A 21749-nucleotide genomic window follows, 5' to 3' on the forward strand; every position below is an offset into this window, starting at 1 on the left:
GTAAATTTCCAACGAAAGATATTGTTAGGTTATTAGCTTAGATGTAGAATATACCTTTTAAGGCTTAAGAGCACATTCTATAACCAATCGTCACCCAGAATTTATTTCAGGGCCTTATTAACATGTTTAATATTCTTTTCAGATACCAAACACCCAATCGCCGCCCGTATAAATTTCGTTCCGTAGGAACGATTCATCGGTAGAACATGATAAACGTTATGTCATCGTTCCGTAGGAACGTATCATGAAGAAAACAACGTCACAAATAGGGCGATTAACGGGTGTTAATTAATTCAAAAAGAAGATCATGAAACGTTCCTACGGAACGAAATTGAAATTATTATTTTTTTTTCTACCGAGGATACGTCCCTACGGGACGAATGAGGTTTTTTTAGTGTTAATATCATGAAAGGTGTTGAAATAAATTCAGCATGATGACTATTCATATCAAGTTGATCATTTATTATTTACGCCAAAAAAGCCGCAAATTCCAAGACTAATCTGTGAATCTGCGGCTAACTTTTTATTAATTATCTGCTAAAAAATATACTTCGTACTTAAGAAGTTAGAATCATTTCCATTCACAATTTCATTTAGTAGTTTTTTGTTGTCATCGGTAAATTTGGTGGCCACCAATGAGCGGATAGAAAAAGAACGTAAAGCATCCACAACAGAAAGTGTTCCTTCGGCACTATCTTTTCGACCTGTAAAAGGAAATACATCTGGCCCACGTTGGCATTGGCAGTTGATGTTTACCCGGCTTACCTGATTAACTAAAGGATCAATTAGTGAAGAAATAACATTTGCATTGCTGCTAAAAATACTTACTTGCTGTCCGTGAGGCGAGCCGATTAAATATTCAATAGGTTCTTCCAAATCATCAAAAGGAACAACAGGAACAATTGGTCCAAACTGCTCTTCTCGATACAGTTTCATGTTGCTATTTACCGGATACACAATGGCAGGATAAACGAACGTTTCAAAAGTTTGACCGCCATTTTTGTTTACCACTTTAGCGCCATGGGCAATGGCATCATCAATGCAGTCTTTTAAATATTCAGGTTTATTTAATTCAGGTAGCGGTGTTAAGTTTACGCCCTTTTCCCAAGGCATTCCGAACTTTAGTTTTTCTACTTCAGCAGAAAGGCGTTTTAAAAATTCTTGTGCAAGACTGCGGTGAACGTAGATAATTTTCAAAGCCGTACAACGCTGGCCGTTGAAGGAAAGCGATCCTAAAACGGTTTCAGAAACCGCCAGATCCAGATCAGCATCTTTAGTAATGATGGCTGCATTTTTAGCATCTAAGCCTAAAATAGCCCTTAAACGATTTACTTTGGGGTGCAACTTCTTAAGCTCGTTTGCCACCTTGCTCGAACCGATCAAAGTTAATACATTGATTTTCCCTGATTTCATTAAACCTGGTACAATGGTATTTCCGCGACCGTAAATGGTATTTACAACTCCTTTTGGAAAGCTTGAACGGAAAGCTTCAAGCAATGGATAATGCAATAATGTTCCGTGTTTAGGTGGTTTGAATAAAAGCGTATTGCCCATAATCAGGGCCGGAATTAAAGTGGTAAAAGTTTCATTTAAAGGATAATTAAATGGCCCCATACACAATACAACGCCCAGCGGCGAACGACGTACCTGCGCTACAATTCCCTGCTCAATTTCGAAACGTGAAGACTGCCTGTCGATATCTTTCAAGGCATCGATGGTTGCGTAAATATATTCAACCGTGCGATCGAATTCTTTGATAGAATCGGCGTAAGACTTACCGATTTCCCACATAATCAGCTTAGCTACAATTTCCTTTTGCTCCAGCATTTTGTGCGTAAAGTTTTCTACACAGCTAATGCGATCAGCTACGCTCATGGTTGGCCATTGCCCGCGACCATTATCGTAAGCTGCTACGGCTGCATCTAAAGCCTCAGTAGATTCTTTTTCCGTACATACTGGAAAACTTCCGATGCGCTTTCTTTTGTATCCTTCGGGAGTTTTGATGCAAACAGGAGAAAAAACCTCGTTAAAAGGTCCGTTCCAGGGTTTCATTTCTCCATTAGATAGAAACTCTTTTTGATTGATTTCTTCTTTGAGCCTAAATTCATCTGGAATTTGGCTCTCTTCAACGAAAATACTTTCGAGGTTTAGCGTGGTGCTCAATGTTGGTTTGGTTGTTAGGGTTTATAATTGTGTTAATCTATAGTTTAAGTATAGATTAATTTTATTTTTAAGGCTGAAGGTTTTGCCTAGTTGGTTCGCAAATCCTTCAGCCTGATAATTATGCTAATTCGATAACTTTATACTTCGGTACCAATGTTTTCATCACTGTCCAGCCGATTAAGTAACAAACCGCACAGATAGAGAAGATAATGAAATAACCGGCTTCTTCGCCTTTGAAACCCATAAAAATGATTTCATTTTTACCTGTATAATCAAACAGTAAACCCGATCCTTTATTGATAATGAAAGAGCCGATACCACCTGCCATACCACCGATACCGGTAATAGTTGCAATGGCTTTTTTAGGAAACATATCGCCCACGGTAGAGAAAATATTTGCTGACCAAGCCTGGTGTGCTGCCCCTGCAATACCGATAATAATTACCGGAATCCAATAAGTAATATGACCTAAAGGTTGTGCGGCCAAAGCTAAAAGCGGGAAGAAAGCGAAGATTAACATGGCTCTCATTCTGCCTTCGTAAGGGTTCATGCCTTTTTTATCAACAAAATAAGTAGGCAACCAACCACCGATAATGGATAGCAGCGTAATCATATAAAGTACAAATAAAGGTAAAGCACTTTGGGTAGAGTCCATTCCGTAAACCGATTTAAGGTAGGCTGGTGTCCAGAACAAAAAGAACCACCATACACCGTCTGTCATAAATTTACCAAAGGCAAAAGCCCAGGTTTGTTTGTATTTGAAGCAATCGATAAACGATACTTTTTCTTTGGTTTCTTCTACATAATCGGCCAATTTTCTATCGGCAATTAAATCTTGTTGAATGTAAGCCAACTCTTCTGCGCTTACTCTTTTATGCAATTCTGGTTTATTGTAAACGAAAACCCAAAGGCCCATCCATACAAAACCTAAAGCACCGATGATGATAAAAGACATCTCCCAGCCATAAGCTTTTGCAATAAAAGGAATGGTAATTGGAGCAGCCAAAGCACCCACAGTAGCACCTGCGTTAAAGATACTGGTTGCAAAAGCACGGTCTTTTTTAGGGAAATATTCTGCAGTGGCTTTAATTGCTGCAGGAAAATTCCCGGCTTCACCTACTGCCAAAACAAACCTTGCAAAGATGAACAAAGTAACACTTACCGAAACAACCATTCCAGTATCGTTAACTCTACCAATAATTTCTTTTGCCCCTTCAAAGCCTACAAACCAATTGCCTTCGATGATTCCGGCAGTAGCGATACCGCAGTAAGCGTGTAAACAGGCACCAACCGACCATACACCAATTGCCCATAAAAAGCCTTTTTTGGTATCCAGTTTATCAACCAAACGACCAGCAAAAAGCATTGAAATGGCATAAAATATCGAGAACAATGCAGTAATATTTCCATAATCATTATTATCCCAGTGAAACTCTGGTTTAATAAAATCTGTCCATGTTAACGAAAGTACCTGTCTATCTAAGTAATTTATGGTGGTGGCAAGAAACAGGAGTAAACATATCGTCCATCGGTATTTGCCTATTTTTGGTTGATTCATTTGGTTAGTGGTATTTAAATTTTACTTGCTTTGCTTAATTAAGTCGAGTGCGAGTTTGGTATTGTCTGCCAGTTCTTCATAAAGGCCTTTTGCCATTACATCTTTGCTAATTAATTTGCTGCCCATGCCTACTGCACAAACGCCAGCCTTAAACCAGGTTTTTAAATTGTCAGCATCAATTTCAACGCCACCTGTAGGCATAAATAATTGCCCTGCGAATAGATCTTTTATTGATGATACGAACTCTGGCCCTAAAATGTTGGCAGGGAAAATCTTGATTAACATTGCTTTATGCTGTTGTGCGACACTGATTTCCGTCGGCGTCATACATCCAGGAATCCAAAGCATCCCGATTTTATTCGCTATTTCAGCTACCTCAGGGTTTACGATTGGCGCCACGATAAAGTCGGTTCCGGCATCAATAAAAGCATTTGCATCAGCAGCTGTTTTGATGGTACCAATACCCAAATAAAGATCAGGCATTTCAGCATCACGTACTTCTTTTAACTTTTTAAAGTTAGGCAAAGCCGATTTACCACGATTGGTATATTCAAAAACGCGGACACCTGCATTATACAAAGTGCGTAAAATTTCTACACTTCCGGTTTCGCTATCTTGATAGAAAAGCGGAAGCATACCTTGTTCTAAAATGGCATCTAAAATTTTGTGTTTGTTACTAATCATGGCGTATTATTCTTTTTTCAATGTCTGCTACGGTACTAGTCGTGGCATCGCTTGGAATGTATAATTTATCGTAGGCTGCAGCGGTTGCAAAATTTAAAGTTTCTTCCACAGGTAACTGGTTATAAAAACCATAAATTAATCCTGCCATAAAACAATCACCACTGCCTACTTTATCTAAAATTTCATCTGAAACATATTCTTCAGATACCGTTAGTTTCTCTGCTGTGTATATCGCGGTATAGTATTTTATTCCTTTTCCGTTATCGAAACGGAAGGTATTGGCTACAGCCTTACAAGCTGGAAACAAACTTAATATTTCTTTAGAGGTATCCGTTGCTTGTTGTAGTAACGTTTCCTTTGCATAACCTTCTGTTGGCTTTAAATCTTCGTGAAGAGCGGTACCTAACATCTTGTTTGCTGCCCAAACATTGCCCATGATTAAAGTGCAATATTTTGCCAGCTCAGGTAGAACATCTATCGGATCTTTACCATATTTCCAAAGCTTAGCTCTGTAATTTAAGTCTAACGAAATAATAATATTTCTTTCACTTGCAGCTTTTAGGGCTTCAAGGCAAACATCAGCTATCGATTGGTTTATTGCAGGACAGATAGCGCTGAAATGGAACCAGGTAATGCCCTGGAAAACTTTATCCCAATCAATCTGACCAACTTTCAATTCTGCATAAGAAGAATTTGCCCTATCGTAGATTACTCCGGCATTTTTTAAATCTTTCCCTTTTGGAAGATAGTATAACCCCAATCTATCGCCGCCAAAAACCATTGGCGAGGTATCAATATTTCTAACTTTTAAATATTCCTCAATCTCTCGGGTAACAGAATTATCTGGCATAGCCGATAAATAAGCAGATGGAACATTCCACAATGCCAATGCAGTGGCCGCATTTAGTTCAGCGCCACCAACGTAAAAAGGCAACTTACTTTCTTTTAACCATTGCCCATCCATATCAGGGCAAATGCGCAAAAGGATTTCTCCGAAACTTAAAACTTTTTCTCCTTTTTTTACCAAGGATGATATCTGGTCACTCATTATATGTTTGATCGGTTTTCTCGCCATGGCCTGTGTCGTCTCAGGCCATTAATTAAATCCAGTTTCGGTCTGTGAGGACACAGACCGAGTGGGCTGGACTAAAATCTCTTTTCTTTTCCAGGGTCTGTGTCCTCACAGGCCATTAATTAAATTCAGTTTCGATCTGTGGGGACACAAACCGAGGGGGCTGAACTAAAATCTCTTCTCTTCTCCATGATCTGTGTCCTCACAGGCCATTAATTAAATCCAGTTTCGGTCTGTGGGGACACAGACCGAGGGGGCTGGACTAAAACCTCTTTCCATGGTCTGTGTCCTCACAGACCATTTATATTTAAAACGTAAAGTAATTTTTTGCGTTAAAATAAGAAATATCCTGCACTATCTTGCCTACCCACTCAATATCATTTGGCAATTCCCCATTCTCCACATCTTCGCCAAACAAATTACAAACAATCCGGCGGAAATATTCATGGCGTGGGAATGACAAGAAACTACGTGAATCTGTCAACATCCCCACCAAGCGGCTTAGAAGCCCCATATTTGATAGTGCATTTAATTGTTTAATCATGCCATCTTTTTGATCTAAAAACCACCAGGCAGAACCAAACTGAACTTTGCCCGCAACAGAACCATCATTAAAGTTTCCAATCATTGTAGCAATAAGTTCATTATCTGCAGGGTTTAAGTTGTAGATAATGGTTTTCGCCAGTTTATCCTGGTTATCTAAACGGTTTAAAAATTTTGAAAGCATTCTAGCCTGACTAAAATCGCCAATGGAATCCCATCCTGTATCAGGACCTAACTGGCGTAACATACGAGCATTGTTATTCCGCAAAGCGCCTAAGTGATATTGCTGAACCCAACCTTTTTCATGATCCCATTCTGCAAAATAGATCAGCATAGCTGATTTGAATTTCAAGTTTTCTTCGTAAGATATCTCCTGATTGCTACGGATTTTATCAAAAATTGAGCTGATTTCCTCTGTGGTATAATCTTCGGCATAAATTTGCTCTAGGCCGTGATCTGAAACCGAGCAACCGTTTTCGGCAAAATAATCGTGGCGGCTTTTTAAAGCGTCGATATATTCTTGCAAGCTGGAGATGGATTTACCCACAACGCCTTCCAGTTTGTTAACATAATCGTTTAAGCCGGCAATATCATCACTGTTCATCGCCTTATCCGGGCGGAAAGCAGGCAACATTTTTAAAGCTACACCTTCGGCTGCCAGTTGCTGGTGGAAGTTTAAGCTATCCAGCGGATCATCAGTTGTACAAACTGCTTCCACATTCATTTTAGCCAACAATCCACGAACAGAATATTCTGGTGTTTGCAACTTTGCAGAACATTCATCGTAAATTTTACGAGCGGTTTTGCCTGATAAAATATCGGTAATTCCAAAATACCTTTGCAGCTCTAAATGAGTCCAATGGTATAAAGGATTGCGCAAAGTGTAAGGTACCGTTTCAGCCCATTTCTCAAATTTCTCAAAGTCAGATGCGTCACCGGTAATGTATTTTTCATCAACGCCATTGGCTCTCATGGCTCTCCATTTGTAGTGATCGCCTGCTAACCAAACCTGTGTTATATTTTCAAACTGCTTATCGTTGGCAATTTGCTCCGGAATTAAGTGATTGTGATAATCAATAATGGGTAACGATTTTGCGAAATCATGGTAAAGCTTTACAGCTGTTTCATTTTGCAAAAGGAAATTTTCGTCTAAAAAAGGTTTCATTCTTTTGAGATTTGAGACATTAGATACGAGGTTTGAGATTTTCAAAACGCCGATCTTTTATATCGTATTTTTTAATGTGGTCTGTGAGGACACAGACCACGGATTTTGTTTTTATACTCTCCGTTATCGCAACGACGGCTTGTGAAAGTTGGACTTTAGACTGAAGACTCCAAACCCCCAACTCCCAACTAAAGACTAACGCCTCTTTTCCAAGGAATGAAGTCGTCTTGATTTAAGAGTACAGCTTTCGGAATTACTTCGCCACTGGCTGCTTTAATGCAATATTCTAAAATGTCTTCACCCATTTGCTCAATGGTTTTCTCACCTTCAATTACCGGCCCGCAGTTGATATCGATAATATCGCCCATGCGTTTAGTTAAAGCATTATTGGTAGAAACTTTTATGGTTGGGCAAACCGGATTACCTGTTGGTGTGCCTAAGCCTGTGGTAAATAAAATTAAAGTAGCGCCTGATGCCGCTTTACCCGTAGTCGCTTCCACGTCATTACCAGGTGTACAAACCAAATTTAAACCAGGTTTTGTAGCAGGTTCGGTATAATCCAACACATCTTCCACTGGTGATGTTCCGCCTTTTTTAGCGGCACCAGTACTTTTAATGGCATCGGTAATCAAACCATCTTTAATATTACCGGGAGAGGGATTCATAAAAAATCCAGAGCCAACGTTTTCTGCTGCTTGATTGTAAGCCGTCATTAACTGAATAAATTTACGTGCTGCAGTTTCATCCTTTGTCCGATCGATCAATTGTTGTTCGGCGCCACAAAGTTCTGGAAACTCGGCTAGAAGAACAGTTCCGCCCAGGCCGACCAATAAATCAGAAGTATAACCAACTGCTGGGTTAGCGCTAATGCCACTAAAACCATCGCTACCACCACATTTCACACCCAAAACCAGTTTGCTTAATGGCGCTGGCTGACGCTCAATTTTATTAATTTCAGTTAAACCGATAAAGGTTTTTCTGATTGCTTCTTTAACTAATTGTTCTTCGCTTTGCGATTGTTGTTGTTCGAAAATGAATAAGGGTTTATCAAAATTTGGTGAACGCAATTTCAAATCATCAACAAAATCTTTTACCTGTAAATTCTGGCAGCCCAAGCTTAAAACGGTAACGCCGGCAACATTTGGATGATCAGCATAAGCGGCTAAAAGTTTGCTCAACACAGCAGCATCCTGACGTGTACCACCACAACCACCCTGATGGTTCAAAAACTTTATCCCATCAACATTTTTGAAAATACGGTTAGCCGCAGGATTCGCTTGTCCGATTGAGCTCGAATCTGCTTCTTCCAGGATTTCACCATTTTTATAAGCTTCTACCAGGTGATGCGCATAAGTTTTGTACTTATCGGTTACGGCATAACCCAATTCATTATGTAAGGCTTCGCGAATGACATCAAGGTTGCGGTTTTCGCAAAAAACAGTAGGAATAAATAACCAGTAGTTGGCTGTTCCTACGCGGCCATCATTGCGGATATAACCATTGAAAGTTCTGCCTTCAAATTTAGATACATCTGGTGCATGCCATTCATAGTGGTAAGGTCTAAACTCGTAAGGATCTGAAGCATGTTTAGTGTTTTCAGTATCCATTAAGCCGCCTTTAAGGATAAAATGTTGCGCCTTCCCAACCAGAACACCATACATAATAATGTGATCTCCGACATTCATATCCTGCATAAAAAATTTATGCTTGGCCTTAATATCATCCTGTAAAGTATATTCTTGCCCATCGTGTATAATGGTTTCGCCTTTTGCAAGATCTTGCAAGGCAACAAGTACATTATCGTTAGGATGGATTTTTAAAATTCTAGTAACCATTTTAATTTGTTCTTTCTTAGTGCAAGTTACTCAAAGTTTCTTTTGCACCTTTATTTTGTAATAAATCTACATAAGATTTTACCGCAGCATTAAACCCAGGATAGTTGTTTAGGTTTTTATCCCAAAGTCTTCTATCGCCCAATGTACTGTCTACTACAGTTTCAGGGTTTTTCCAGTAATTGTGTAATACCTCTGCAAATTCATCTTGAATCGGGAATGATTTTCCGTTTACTGTCGACGTATAAGTATCGCCATCTTTGGCTGCATTCATATAGATAATGTAAGCAGCAACGCCGAGTGCCGTTAATTGAGGTACTTCATTTTTCAACGCATAATATCTTCTAATTAAAGGCATATTACGCATCTGCAGCTTTTGCGTGTAATTTAAGGTAATGGCATGCCATTGGTGTGCTAAAGATGGATTGCTGAAACGATCAATTACGCTTTCGGCAAAAGCTAATGCTTCCTCTTTGGTAATGTCGCCGCTTTCTACCACAGGAACAATTTCCTCTTTCATCAGTTTTAAAACATGATTAGCGAATGCTTTATCAGCCATGGCTTCTTTAACGGTATGAAAACCAGCTAAAATGGCTAATCCGCAACTAATGGTATGTGTGCCGTTAAGTAAACGAAGTTTAAGTTCTTTAAATTTATCGATGGAAGGAACGATGAAAACACCTTTATCAGCCGAAGCAAATGATAATACTTCTTTCACTTTTTCGCTCGCCGATTCGATGGCCCAAAGTCTGAAAGGCTCTGCCATAATCATTAAGCCATCAGTGTAACCTAACTCTGCTTCCAATGCTTTTTGCGATGCTTCTGGAAGTCTTCCCGGAACAATTCTATCTACTAATGTTTTGCAAAAATGATTGGCAGTTCTTAACCAGTTTTCGAAATCCCAACCCAACTTGTTTTGAATGGCTAAGTCTAGCACAATTTCTTTCAGCTTATCTGCGTTATCGCTGATCAATTCAGTTGGTACGATCACCATTCCACTTTCTTCCGATCCGTTGAAGGCTTTATATCTTTCATGCAAAAAGGCCAATAACTTCCCCGGAAAAGATTGTGGTGGGGTATCAGTAATTTTATCTTCGCTTTTCACAATTCCAACTTCTGTGGTATTCGAAATTACCACTTTCAATTCTGGCTGATGTGCCGTTTTTAAAATCTCTGCCCACTCTGATGTTGCAGATAAAACACGACTGATTGATGAATTGATCATGTTTTCCTCAACCTCAACGCCATCCTCAATACCTTTAACACTTAGCGTATACAAATTATCCTGATCAGCAAAATCATCAACTCCAGCTTTCGAAGTAGTTTTAACCACAACAATTCTTCCATTGAAAATGCCCTGATGGTTGGCTTTATCGATAAAATAATCAGGTAAACCGCGTAGCAAAACGCCAGTGCCAAACTGAATTACCTTCTCTGGTAACTCCAACATTTCAGCAGTTGGTTTGATGACCTTTTCTCCGCTGATGTTTTTTAGATTTTCTTTGTTTAAAAGCATGTTTTATTGTTTAATCACCAAGCGCCGAGGCACGAAGTGTGATTTTAATTATTATTGTCCCTTAGTGGCTAACCACTTTGGGTATTCCTTTTCAATTAATTTCTGGCCCCAGCTACCGTACCAGGCGTAGCCATTTCTTCGCTCTGGAATCAACTCTTCTAACTTTAACTTGATTGAGTTATCGCGATCGCCGAAGATGGGAACATTTTTATCCAGATCGTAAAACCGGGCCCAGGCCATGCTGCTATTATCTTGAACCAATGCTGCAGTTTTGCCTTTTTCTCTGTCGAAACGGTAACCCGATATTTTGTAGGTATCAAACCACTTTACTGCAGCTGCAATAGATTTTTTAACTTCTGCTGATGGACTTTTAATACCCATTAAAAAGCGGATAATGCCAACTGATTCGCTTGTAGCCAATGAAGCCGGTTCGAAGTTTCTGGCTTTTGCAGGCAGCATGGTATCCTTATCATATTGAGCGGCCCAAATGCTCAACTCTCCTTTTTGTTTAACCTGAGTTTTTAGAATACAATCGATACCTTTTACAATCGCCTTTTCAGCTCTGCCAACATACCTTTGGTCCACTAAATCAAAATCATTTTTTTTCTCTGCCACATCTCGCAAAATGTTCAAAACATTGATCATCGCATCATCGTTAAAAGTAATTTGCGATCGATATAAAGATTGGTCGGGATAATATTGTGGCCAGCCTCCATTTGGGTACTGTGCTGCCAAAATATAATCGAGGCCTTTTTCTGCCGCCTTTAAGTAGGCTTTATTCTGCGTTTTCTTATAAGCGCCGATTAAATAAACGACTTCTCTGCTTGTTGCTTTGTTATCAAATGTAGCATGTTTATCAGTAGTCGCTTTTACTTTTGCTAATAGTTCTGGTGTTAAAGTAGCGCCATAATTAACCACACTTTTATCTTCCAACTGTTTCGGCCAACCTCCATTACCGAGCTGGTAAACCAGCATTTTTTCTGCAGTAGAATCTGTGGGCATTTGCGCATAACAAGAAGCCAATAGAATGCTGCAAGCAATGGTGAATAATGTTTTGATTTTTATCATTTTTGTTTGGTTATTCAACAACACATTTACATAGATCAACACAAATTGAAACCAGGGTATCTTAGTCCTATTTTATCTATGTTCATCTTGTTTATCTGTTGTTTAGTTACTTTTTCCCAGGCACTTGCTTGATTAGCCAGTTCACTAAATCGTTAGTGGCTTTATAGTTTTCTAAATCCTCCGGCAATTTTCTTCCATCGATATATTCGTTGTAAAACCAGGGATCGCCAACTGCGAAAACAGTTCCTTTACCATATTTTGCTGTCGCGATCAGTACATCTCCATTGTCCGTTAAAGCGGAAACTGCAGGACTTTTAGCCGCAATTGTCGAAATCTCTTTAATGTAAACTTTCTTTGCTGTTTTAAAAATCGAGTTTCCTGAAGGGATTTTAACTGCACCCTGCTCAAAGTTTGAACCTTGAACCTTGTTACGGCTATCTTCATTAAACTTGATTCCGAACAGCTCTGGCAACACGTTGAATTTGGTAATTTCACAGTTACCCACATCATTTAAAAGCAATACTAAAACGCCTCCCGCTTTTACCCATTCTGCTACTTGTTTGGCATGCTCAGCATTCATAAAGTTAGGATTGGCAGTTTCCTTTTGCGTATCCGGATCGACAATGATATAGATGTTGCTACCTTTTAAATTTGTTATGGTCGGGGCAGTTTTCAATGTTGACGTTTTTACACCTGCATCATTAAGTACTTTGCCAAATAATGAGAAGCCATTGTTATCATCCTCTTCCAATAAATAATGGAACGGAATTTTATCGCCCGTCGGGCCAGTCATGTACTCGTTGTTGAAGAAATTATCTACCGTAACCGTTAAACCTTTTCCAGGTTTTGACAAAGCAGCAACTTCCATCTCTGCAGCAGCACAAATAAAAGCACCCATCCCTTTCGGGTCATTTGTAATTACCTTTTCACTGATGTAATATTCAAAACTTCCGTCGCGATAACGTGGTTTTCCTCCCAAACCAGAAACAGAAACGGTTTTGGTGAGATTAATGCGTTCTTCGCCAGCTTTCTCAACAAATTCTTTCTTTAAACCAGTGTAACCTTTGTTTGCGGCAGTCATAAACGATTGTGGCAACCATCCGTTTCGCACTCCTTTGGCTAAACCATACACAAACATACTTGAGGCTGAACTTTCCAGGTAATTGCCTTTTCGCGTTGGCATATCTAAAATGTCCCACCAAACGCCCGATTTTGCATCCTGATATTTTACGGTTGCCGTTGCTGTGCGGTTTAAAATGGCTAATAACTCTTTGTATTTTGGGTGATCTTTAGGGAAATTATCTAACACATCAACCAGTGCCATAATATACCAACCCATTGCCCTGCCCCAGAAGTTTGGCGACAGACCTGTTTTTTTATCTGCCCACTTTTCTTCTCTGCTTTCATCGTAACCATGGTAAAGCAGGCCTGTTTTTGCATCCCGGGCATTTTTCTCCATCCAGATAAACTGATTTGCGATATCGTCGAAATCAGCATCTTTTTTCATCAGCTTTGCGTATTCTGCATAAAAAGGTTGAGCCATGTAAAGTCCATCCAGCCACATTTGGTTAGGATAAATCTTTTTATGCCAGAAACCGCCTTCTTTCGTTCTCGGCTGTTTTTTAACTTGATCGTATAACTTATTAACCGCTAGCAAATACTTTTGCTGCCCAGTAACTTTGTACAACAGTAATAAAGCACGGCCATTTTTAATGTTATCGATATTAAAATCTTCTGCTTTGTAGGTTGTGATGTTTCCTTCTTTATCCAAATAGGCATCCATCGAACTTTGGATGTATTTGAAATACTTTCCATCGCCGGTATTGCGCCAAACGGCAGCAGCACCTTCCAAAACAACACCCATATCATACGACCATTTTGGCCCTTTTTTGCCTTTTAAAATGGTAGTATCCTGCCACAATTGTTCCATTGCGGTTAAGGTTAGCTGCTCAGAAAGTTTCTTTTGAGCAAATACACTTTGAGATAGAATTGAAAACCCTAAAAATGCAATAGCGATATATAAAAGTGATTTCTTCATGTTTGTTATTTTGAGATTTCCAATGCTTTTTTAGCTACTTCAACTCCAATATTTGATTGTTTTTTTGCTTGCGAAACATTTGTTCCAGAAACTTTAACACCCTTGGTTTTTTCACCGGAAATATCGAACAGTAAGGCCGAACCTTCTTTATATTTAAAACCATCAAAGTTGATGTTGTTGCCGTTCTGAATTTTCACCACCGGATTGGTATCCTCTGTAATCACGTTTACATTTTTTAAATAAATGCCAGTACCTTCAATAATTTCCACGCCTTTTTTTGCCTGGATGGTTACATTTTCCATGTAAATATCTTTAATGTTCATCTCAGGTAAACCCCGAACGAAAATGGCTTTTTCAGCGCCATTGGCTACTACATCTTTAATATAAATATTTTTAAACTGAGGAGTGGCTTCCGTTACCGGCACCACAACTGTTTTAATGGCTTCACGTTTTTCGCCAGCCAAAACAATTGGATCAACGGCAGCATAATACATGTCGAACAAAATTGCTTCGCCAGGGATATCAATCATGTTGATGTTATTGATATAAATATTTTCTACAACACCACCTCTACCGCGGGTAGTTTTAAAGCGAATGCCAATATCAGTACCGATAAATGAACAATCATAAACCCAAATATTTTTAGCGCCACCGCTCATCTCGCTTCCCACAACGAAACCGCCATGTGCGTGATAAACCACGTTGTTTCTGATAATTACGTTTTCAGTCGGTTTGCCACGTTTCCGGCCAGCTTCATCTCTACCCGATTTAATGCAGATCCCATCATCACCAACGTCAAAAGTGCTGCCTTCTATTAATACATTTTTACAAGATTCAATATCTACCCCATCGCCATTTTGTGCAAACCATGGGTTTTTAACCTGCAAATTTCTTAAGGTTAAATCTTCGCAAAGCAAAGGGTGTAAGTTCCACGCCGGAGAGTTTTGAAAAGTAACGCCTTCTAAAAGAATTTTTTTGCAATTGGTTAGTACCAGCAAATTAGGGCGAAGAAAATCTTTTATACTTTGCAAATCGGCAGTGCTTTGTCCTGCGGCAACTACACCTGCATTTTTGGTTTTCGATCCTTTTAGTGTTTTTTCTGAAGGATACCACATTTTTCCGTCTTCGCTAACCAGGCCACCAGAAGCCACTAATTTTTTCCACTGTGATTCGGTAAGTTTATCGCGTTTAACCATACGCCAGGCACCGCCGTTTCCATCAATAATCCCAGAGCCTGTAATGGCTATGTTTTCTAAATCAAAACCTGAAATAGGGCTTTGGTTGCGCCATGCCGGCTGTCCTTCCCAGTTGCCTTCTACTAATTTATATTGATTAAAATCATCAGTAAACTGAAGTAAAGCATCGCGTTTGAGGTGTAAATTTACGTTGCTTTTAAGTTCGATAGGACCGGTTAACCATAAACCACCAGGGATTAAAACCACACCGCCACCTTTTTGGCTAACTGCCGCAATGGCCTTGTTAATGCTTTCTGTATTTAACGAAACACCATCGCCTTTGGCACCAAAACTTACAATACTAGTGGTATCAGCTTTAATATTTACCTGTTGGATAACGGGTATGCTGCGTTTCTGTTGCGCCATTGATGCGCTTACTGAAAACAAACAAATACATGCGAGGGCGATTTTAGAACGGTATAAACTACCAGAAATATGTTTCATTATTTGTGCTGTTAAATTATACTTGGTTATCGTAATAACAAGTGTACGTTGTTTGCCGCTAAAAGCGAAGAGAAATCTATGCAAACGTTGCCGGAGAATAAAGCAAGATTGAATATTTAAAATGTGATTTATAGGCTGTAAATCAGCTGCTTATGTTAGCTATTTCCCTTCCGGATCCCATCCTCGGAAAACGTTTTCCAAAATGTAACTTTTATACTCAACTTCGGTGAGTTGGTGCGACCAATTTACCCGCTTTTTAGCGTTTGCACCTTTTCCTATACTTTTGTATTCAGCGTAGTAAGCCGTTTGCTCATTGCTTTCTTTGCCCCAATTATTCCAACCTTCGGGGCGGATAATTTCTGGAAGTTCACATCCTAAAAAAACAACTTTAGCGTAAGGCCTCCACGGGCGACCAAGATAAAAGCTATTGGCTACGGCATCGCCAGTAATTTTACATTTATTAAAAACATAACCATATTTTGTGGTATCGGCTGTAGATGCCGCGGTAATATAACCTTGTTTTTTGCAATAAAGGGTGCAGTTTTCAAACCAGGCAGTGGCGGCACCGAAAATATAATCAACCGTTCCTTCGATGTAACAATTTTTGTAATACTGACGGTTGTTTGCACCATAAGTATAGAGCGTATCCTGAAATCCCAAAAACCTGCAATTCGTAAAGGTCGATTTATCTCCACCAGCCCAAACCGCTACAGCTTGTCCAACCGGACCAGATGAATTTTCAAATGTGATATTCTCCGCCGAAAATCCTTCACCGTAAATGTAAAAGCTCGATGAACCTGATGTTCCTTTATCTTCGCCAAAGGCATTTTTCTTTTGAGCATAATCATCGTAAGTCAAAATGGTTTCGTTTAAACTTTCACCAATAAACTTTACATTTTTCTTCGAAGCTGCGAGGATTAATTTTTCTTTATAAATTCCTTTTTTGATAAAAATCACAGTAAGCTTATTTCTAAAGTCAGGCACCGCGTTAATGGCTTCCTGCACGGTTTTGAAATTTCCGCTCCCATCAGTCGCTACAGTGAAATCGGGCTTAACCTCGGCGGCTACTGCTGTTAAAGAAACCAGAGTGAATAAAAACAAGATGAATACTTTCATAAAAATTTGGTTAGCTAAAATTATAATGGGCCACCGCAGGGATAAAATTCCAAGTTGCCGTTTTTTAAATCATGTGATGAACAAGTTTAAACATTATATCGCTTTCTGAACGAACTTATTGGAACTATAAATGCCGCAAACGATGTCGGGAACGATTGCACAGTAAAGGGTTGCGATAAAGTAAAAAAAGGTTTAATCTTGTTCTTAGCGCTTGAGCAGTCGTTATTTAAAGGCAAATATTTAGTACTTTCCAAATACGTGATGGCTTTCCTAACCAAAATATAATTGATCATGAAATTCTTATTTACCCTTATTTTTACTTCTTACTTTTGCCTGAATTGTTTCTCGCAGGCTCCGAAAGCAACTTATGTTTCTAAAGTTTGGGTTTCTGATCTGGGAAACGGAACCTATAAAAATCCGGTGATCAATGCCGATTATTCTGATCCGGATGCCATCAGGGTTGGTGATGATTTTTATATGATTGCTTCCAGCTTTGATGCTGTTCCAGGTCTTCCCATCTTACATTCAAAAGATTTGGTGAACTGGAAAATTATTGGTCATGCGCTAAAACGCCAGCCACCTTTTGAACATTTCGAAAAAACCCAACATGGAAATGGTGTTTGGGCACCTTCCATCCGGTACCGGAATGGAGAATTTTATATCTACTATCCTGATCCCGATTTCGGAATTTATGTAACTAAATCTAAAACGATAACAGGAGAATGGTCTGCACCAAAACTCGTTGCAACTGGCAAAGGATTGATCGACCCTTGTCCGTTTTGGGATGAAGATGGGAAAGCTTATTTAGCTTATGCCTATGCGGGAAGCAGAGCTGGTATTAAAAGTGTTTTGGCTGTAATGCCCCTAACTCCCGATGGTTTAAAAGCTACGGAATCGGGAAGAATTGTTTACGATGGCCATGAATTAGATCCAACCATTGAAGGGCCTAAGGTTTATAAGCGCAATGGGTATTATTATTTATTTGCACCGGCAGGAGGAGTTTCTACAGGTTGGCAATTGATATTGAGGAGCAAAAATATTTATGGTCCTTACGAAAGAAAGTTGGCGATGGACGAAGGAAAATCTACGGTAAATGGGCCACATCAAGGCGCCTGGGTGAATACCCAAAATGGCGAAGATTGGTTTTTGCATTTTCAGGATAAGGACGCTTATGGAAGGGTGGTTCATTTGCAACCCATGAAATGGATAAACAACTGGCCGGTTATTGGTGCAGACAAAGATGGTGATGAGATTGGCGAACCTGTACTCACCTACAAAAAGCCGAACGTGGGCAAGGTTTATCCGATAGAAACACCTGCCGAGAGCGATGAATTTAATTCCTGGCAATTGGGCTTGCAATGGCAATGGCAGGCAAACCCACAACCTACCTGGCTTTTCACAGATGCCAATAAAAGTGTTCTAAAGTTATACACGGCAAAAATTCCAGACGAAGCTAGAAACTTATGGGATGTGCCGAACTTGTTGATGCAGAAGTTTCCAGCTGATATATTTACTGTTACCACTAAAGTAAACTTTAAGCCAAACCCGAAGTTAGAAAACGAGCAAACAGGTTTAGTTGTAATGGGTAGAAGCTATGCTAAATTGAGCATCAAAAGTAAAAGAGATGGTATTTATTTGGTTTATGGCGTTTGCCAAAGTGCCGACAAAGGAAAAACTGAGAACGAAAAGGAAATTGCAAAGCTTAAATCTGGTGTTGTTCATTTTAGAGTTAAGGTTTCAAACGGTGCCAAATGCCAGTTTAGTTATAGTGAAGATGGAAATAATTACAGCAATGTTGGCGATGAATTTCAGGCAACTGCAGGGCAATGGATTGGCGCAAAAGTAGGTTTGTTTGCCATAAGAGACACGCAGATTAATGATTCGGGAATTGCTGAATACGATTGGTTTAGAGTAGAGAAATAGCAAAGATAATCTGTGTAAAAACAGACCATGGAATGGAATAGACTCGTCGTCATTTCGAGCGCAGCCGAGAAATCTTTGTATTTCCAGAGGCAAATCGCGGGCTTGACGCTATTTTTTTTTGTCTCGCCAACTGAAATAGTGAAGTGATCTGTGTGGACACAGACCACGGAATAGGAATAGACTCGTCGTCATTTCGAGCGCAGCCGAGAAATCTTTGTAATTCAAGAGGCAAATCGCGGCTTGACGCAGTTTTTTTGTCTCACCAACTGAAATAGTGAAGTGATCTGTGTGGACACAGACCACGGAATAGGAACAGACTCGTCGTCATTTCGAGCGCAGCCGAGAAATCTTTATATTTCAAGAGGCAAATCGCGGGCTTGACGTAGTTTTTTTGTCTCACCAACTAAAATAGTAAAGTGATCTGTATGGACACAGACCACGGAGTAGATTCGTAGTCATTTCGAGCGCAGCCGAGAAATCTTTGTAATTTCAAGAGCAAATCATGAGCTTGACGCAGTTTTTATTGTCTCGCCAACTGATATAGTAAAGTGATCTGTGTGGATACAGACGACGGAATAGAGTTTAATAAAGGCTGCAAATAACCAATTTTGCATCCACACAGATCTTATGAAAGCATGAAAAGATATAGATTTATAATCGCCGCAATGGCCATTGCAATAACGTTAATCTCGTTTAGCCCCAAGCCAAATCCTGTAAGAGTTTACCTTATTGGCGATTCTACCGTTGCCGATTATTCTTTGGAAAATAATTACCAACAAAAGCGTTTTCCTTTGATGGGTTGGGGTCAGGTTTTTCAACAGTTTTTAAGAAAGGACAGCCTTAAAAACCTGGGCAATTTAATACCAAGCGACAGTGCATTGGTAGTGGATAAAGCCAAAGGTGGGAGAAGCACCCGAACCTTTTTTAGCGAAGGTCGGTGGAAGGAAGTTACAGATTCTCTAAAGAAAAATGATCTGGTTTTAATCCAGTTTGGGCATAACGATGCTGCTAAAGATAAACCAGAGCGTTATGTCGACATCCCAGGCTATAAAAATTTTCTTCGGATGTATGTGCGGGAAACCAAAGCCAAAGGGGCGGTGCCCATACTCATTACGCCCGTAGCCAGAAATTATCCCTGGAAAGATGGAAAGTTGGGTAGCGCTCATGGCGAATATCCCCAGGCGGTTAAAGACGTGGCGACAGAATTAAAAGTAAAATTGATTGATCTGAATGAACTTTCGGCCAACTTCTTTACCTCAAAAGAAAATGAGTTTGTAACGAAAAACTATTTCATGAATTTGGATTCAGGTAAATACGAGGCTTATCCAAAGGGACAAAAAGACAATACCCACTTTCAGCCAGAGGGTGCAAGAGCAGTAGCCAAGTTGGTTTATGAAGAGCTTAAAAAAATGAAATCAAATTAAAAGGCACTAATATGCTTTAGTGCCTTTACTTTAGCGTTAACTAACTGTTAATTTGGTGCTAATGGCAATTCTATTCCAGGCATTAATAGTCACAATGGCTATAATAATTTGAGACAATGTTTTTTCATCAAAAAAGCCTGCTGCTTTGTTGTAAGTTTCGTCTGAAACGTGGTTGCTAATCAAGGTAATTTCCTCTGTTAGCGCTAAAACCGCTTCCTCTTCTTTTGTAAATAAAGTAGTTTCTCTCCAGGCATTTAAAAGGTACAGCCGCTGTTCTGTTTCACCCATTTTCCGGGCATCAGCCGAGTGCATGTTCAAGCAAAATGCACAGCCATTAATTTGCGAAGCACGCATTTTAATAAGCTCCAAAAGGATAGGATCTACGGTGCTTGTTGATAAATATTTTTCTAAACCAAACATAGCTTGGTAAGCTGCTGGTTCTACTTTTTGGATGTTAATTCTATTTTCCATTTCTTTTGTTTTTTGATTACGATGTAAAGGTCATCATCTAAAAAATGAAAAAACTTAATGTAGATTAAGAAATGAAAAGGGTGTTTTTTAGGCCTACCGTTTGGCTCTGATTTTACTTAAAAATTCTGGCGTAAAGCCCAGGTAAGAAGCCAGCATATATTGCGGCACCCGCTGTACAAATTCAGGAAAAAGTTTGTTAAAGTTGGTATATCTCTCTTCAGCGGTTTGGCTATACAAATATTTGATTCTGATTTGTGAGGCTTGATGCAGTTTCTGATAAATTAGCCTAAAATATTTTTCCAATTTCGGGAGCTTTTCAAACATTTCCTGATAGTGATGATGTTCGATAGCGATTACTTCCGTTTGCTCGGCCGCCTGGATGAAAAAATCTGATTGCTTTTGAAAGATAAAGCTGGTTAAATCAGATATCCACCAATTTTCGATTGCAAATTGAGTGGTTTGTTCGGCTCCTTTAATGTCTATAAAATAAAGTCTTAAGCAACCTTTTACCACAAAATAATTCGCCCGGCAGGTTTCTCCAGCTTCTAGGAGATAAGCTTTCTTTTTAAACGAAAAAGATTTGAGCAGCGAAGTAAGAATATCTTGTTCTTCGCTACTCAAATCTATAAATTTATTAATATGAGTAAATAGTGCCTGGTACATTCTCGGTGATATAATGATGCTAATTTAGGCATAATTATATCACCGATACTTATAACGAAAAGGCTTTGTAGATGGGATGAGCATACTCTCCCCAATTCTTCATTGCGCCTAATAAAATAGTTTTCAAACCTTTATTATCTGTTGGTTTCCCTTTTACTGGTGCGGTTAAGTCTTTTTCCGGCACTGTAGTTTCGGTTACTTTTGTAGCAAACCAGGTTATATTTTCGTGGGGTAAAGCTAAGCCTAAAATCATCCCAGGCAAACCCGTAAACGACTCAGGGCCACCAGAAACCGCAATTTGATTCGAGTAATAAGCCACTACATAAACCGAATCCATAATCACGGCATTTGCCCGGCGACATTCGTAACCTGCAATTTCTCGTGTTTCATCTGTTATTTTCCAGTTGATTTTACGAACACTATCTTTAACTAAATAAGTATCCTCGTAAACATTCTTTTGAGTAATACTACTTTGCGTATCGAAATTAGTAGCGATGGTGTTTTTCAAATCCCCTAATACATCTGTATTTAACCAGTTATTATTCATTGTTTCTTCAACGGTTGGCCATTTGTATAAGCTTTTATCCCGGTTAAAACTTAAAGTGCTTTTGGCAACTTTAAATTGCGGATTGTTTTTCTTGTATTGCTCAAACGCCTGATTCATATAGGTTTCATTGTCCTTATTGATTTTTTTCTTTATCAATGCGTACATGTTCGATCTCTTTTCAAACTCAATTACACCGTTTTGAATAAAGTGGATGTTCTGTGCTTGTAAAGTTTTGCTGATGAAAATAACAGCAAATAGAATGATATATTTAAGTGTAGTTTTCATGA

Annotated in this window: 16 protein-coding genes; 2 read left to right on the forward strand and 14 right to left on the reverse strand. The window is 39.2% G+C overall.

Going from position 1 to position 21749, the window contains the following annotated elements; all coding sequences use genetic code 11:
* Window positions 1-537: 537 nt before the first annotated feature.
* The 11 genes from ACZZZK_RS14505 to ACZZZK_RS14555 form a co-directional block, all read right to left on the reverse strand.
* Window positions 538-2163: an NADP-dependent glyceraldehyde-3-phosphate dehydrogenase gene (locus tag ACZZZK_RS14505; protein WP_463484761.1), complete on the reverse strand. Its 1626-nt coding sequence runs from the start codon at window positions 2161-2163 to the stop codon at window positions 538-540.
* Window positions 2164-2281: 118 nt separating this feature from the next.
* On the reverse strand, window positions 2282-3721 hold the full coding sequence (locus ACZZZK_RS14510) for an MFS transporter (protein WP_463484762.1): 1440 nt from the start codon (window positions 3719-3721) through the stop codon (window positions 2282-2284).
* Between the two features lie 21 nt (window positions 3722-3742).
* A complete protein-coding gene (locus ACZZZK_RS14515) occupies window positions 3743-4405 on the reverse strand; it encodes a beta/alpha barrel domain-containing protein (protein WP_200926300.1) in 663 nt (220 codons plus the stop codon).
* Window positions 4398-5453 carry a PfkB family carbohydrate kinase gene (locus ACZZZK_RS14520; protein ID WP_463484763.1) on the reverse strand — a complete coding sequence of 352 codons (1056 nt, stop codon included), beginning with the start codon at window positions 5451-5453 and terminating at the stop codon, window positions 4398-4400. Before ACZZZK_RS14520 ends, ACZZZK_RS14515 begins: the two co-directional genes overlap by 8 nt.
* Window positions 5454-5784: 331 nt before the next feature.
* A complete protein-coding gene (uxaC, locus tag ACZZZK_RS14525) occupies window positions 5785-7185 on the reverse strand; it encodes a glucuronate isomerase (RefSeq protein ID WP_463484764.1) in 1401 nt (466 codons plus the stop codon).
* A gap of 188 nt (window positions 7186-7373) precedes the next feature.
* The gene (locus ACZZZK_RS14530) at window positions 7374-9020 is read right to left on the reverse strand and encodes a UxaA family hydrolase (RefSeq protein ID WP_463484765.1); all 1647 of its coding nucleotides are present in this window, start codon (window positions 9018-9020) and stop codon (window positions 7374-7376) included.
* A 16-nt stretch (window positions 9021-9036) separates the two neighbouring features.
* Entirely contained in the window at window positions 9037-10533 is a 1497-nt protein-coding gene (locus tag ACZZZK_RS14535) for a tagaturonate reductase (RefSeq protein WP_463484766.1), read from the reverse strand.
* Window positions 10534-10584: 51 nt separating this feature from the next.
* The gene (gene pelA, locus ACZZZK_RS14540) at window positions 10585-11601 is read right to left on the reverse strand and encodes a pectate lyase (RefSeq protein WP_463484767.1); all 1017 of its coding nucleotides are present in this window, start codon (window positions 11599-11601) and stop codon (window positions 10585-10587) included.
* 106 nt (window positions 11602-11707) lie between these two features.
* The gene (locus ACZZZK_RS14545; protein ID WP_463484768.1) at window positions 11708-13639 is read right to left on the reverse strand and encodes a glycoside hydrolase family 88 protein; all 1932 of its coding nucleotides are present in this window, start codon (window positions 13637-13639) and stop codon (window positions 11708-11710) included.
* A gap of 5 nt (window positions 13640-13644) precedes the next feature.
* On the reverse strand, window positions 13645-15318 hold the full coding sequence (locus ACZZZK_RS14550; protein ID WP_463484769.1) for a glycoside hydrolase family 28 protein: 1674 nt from the start codon (window positions 15316-15318) through the stop codon (window positions 13645-13647).
* A gap of 159 nt (window positions 15319-15477) precedes the next feature.
* Window positions 15478-16434, reverse strand: a complete 957-nt coding sequence (locus ACZZZK_RS14555; RefSeq protein WP_463484770.1) for a pectinesterase family protein — start codon at window positions 16432-16434, stop codon at window positions 15478-15480.
* Window positions 16435-16725: 291 nt separating this feature from the next.
* On the opposite strand from ACZZZK_RS14555, the gene ACZZZK_RS14560 reads away from it, so the two are divergent.
* On the forward strand, window positions 16726-18357 hold the full coding sequence (locus tag ACZZZK_RS14560) for a glycoside hydrolase family 43 protein (protein WP_463484771.1): 1632 nt from the start codon (window positions 16726-16728) through the stop codon (window positions 18355-18357).
* 635 nt (window positions 18358-18992) lie between these two features.
* The gene (locus tag ACZZZK_RS14565) at window positions 18993-19781 is read left to right on the forward strand and encodes a rhamnogalacturonan acetylesterase (protein WP_463484772.1); all 789 of its coding nucleotides are present in this window, start codon (window positions 18993-18995) and stop codon (window positions 19779-19781) included.
* A gap of 36 nt (window positions 19782-19817) precedes the next feature.
* Here the strand turns inward: ACZZZK_RS14565 and ACZZZK_RS14570 are convergent, their stop codons facing one another.
* From ACZZZK_RS14570 to ACZZZK_RS14580, 3 genes are all read right to left on the reverse strand, one after another.
* Window positions 19818-20252 carry a carboxymuconolactone decarboxylase family protein gene (locus tag ACZZZK_RS14570; protein WP_463484773.1) on the reverse strand — a complete coding sequence of 145 codons (435 nt, stop codon included), beginning with the start codon at window positions 20250-20252 and terminating at the stop codon, window positions 19818-19820.
* Between the two features lie 93 nt (window positions 20253-20345).
* Window positions 20346-20915 (reverse strand): Crp/Fnr family transcriptional regulator, encoded by a 570-nt coding sequence (locus ACZZZK_RS14575; RefSeq protein ID WP_463484774.1) that lies wholly within the window; start codon window positions 20913-20915, stop codon window positions 20346-20348.
* Window positions 20916-20964: 49 nt separating this feature from the next.
* Window positions 20965-21747, reverse strand: a complete 783-nt coding sequence (locus ACZZZK_RS14580; RefSeq protein ID WP_463484775.1) for a GLPGLI family protein — start codon at window positions 21745-21747, stop codon at window positions 20965-20967.
* Window positions 21748-21749 lie beyond the last annotated feature (2 nt).

The organism is Pedobacter sp. AC163 (genome assembly GCF_979258665.1).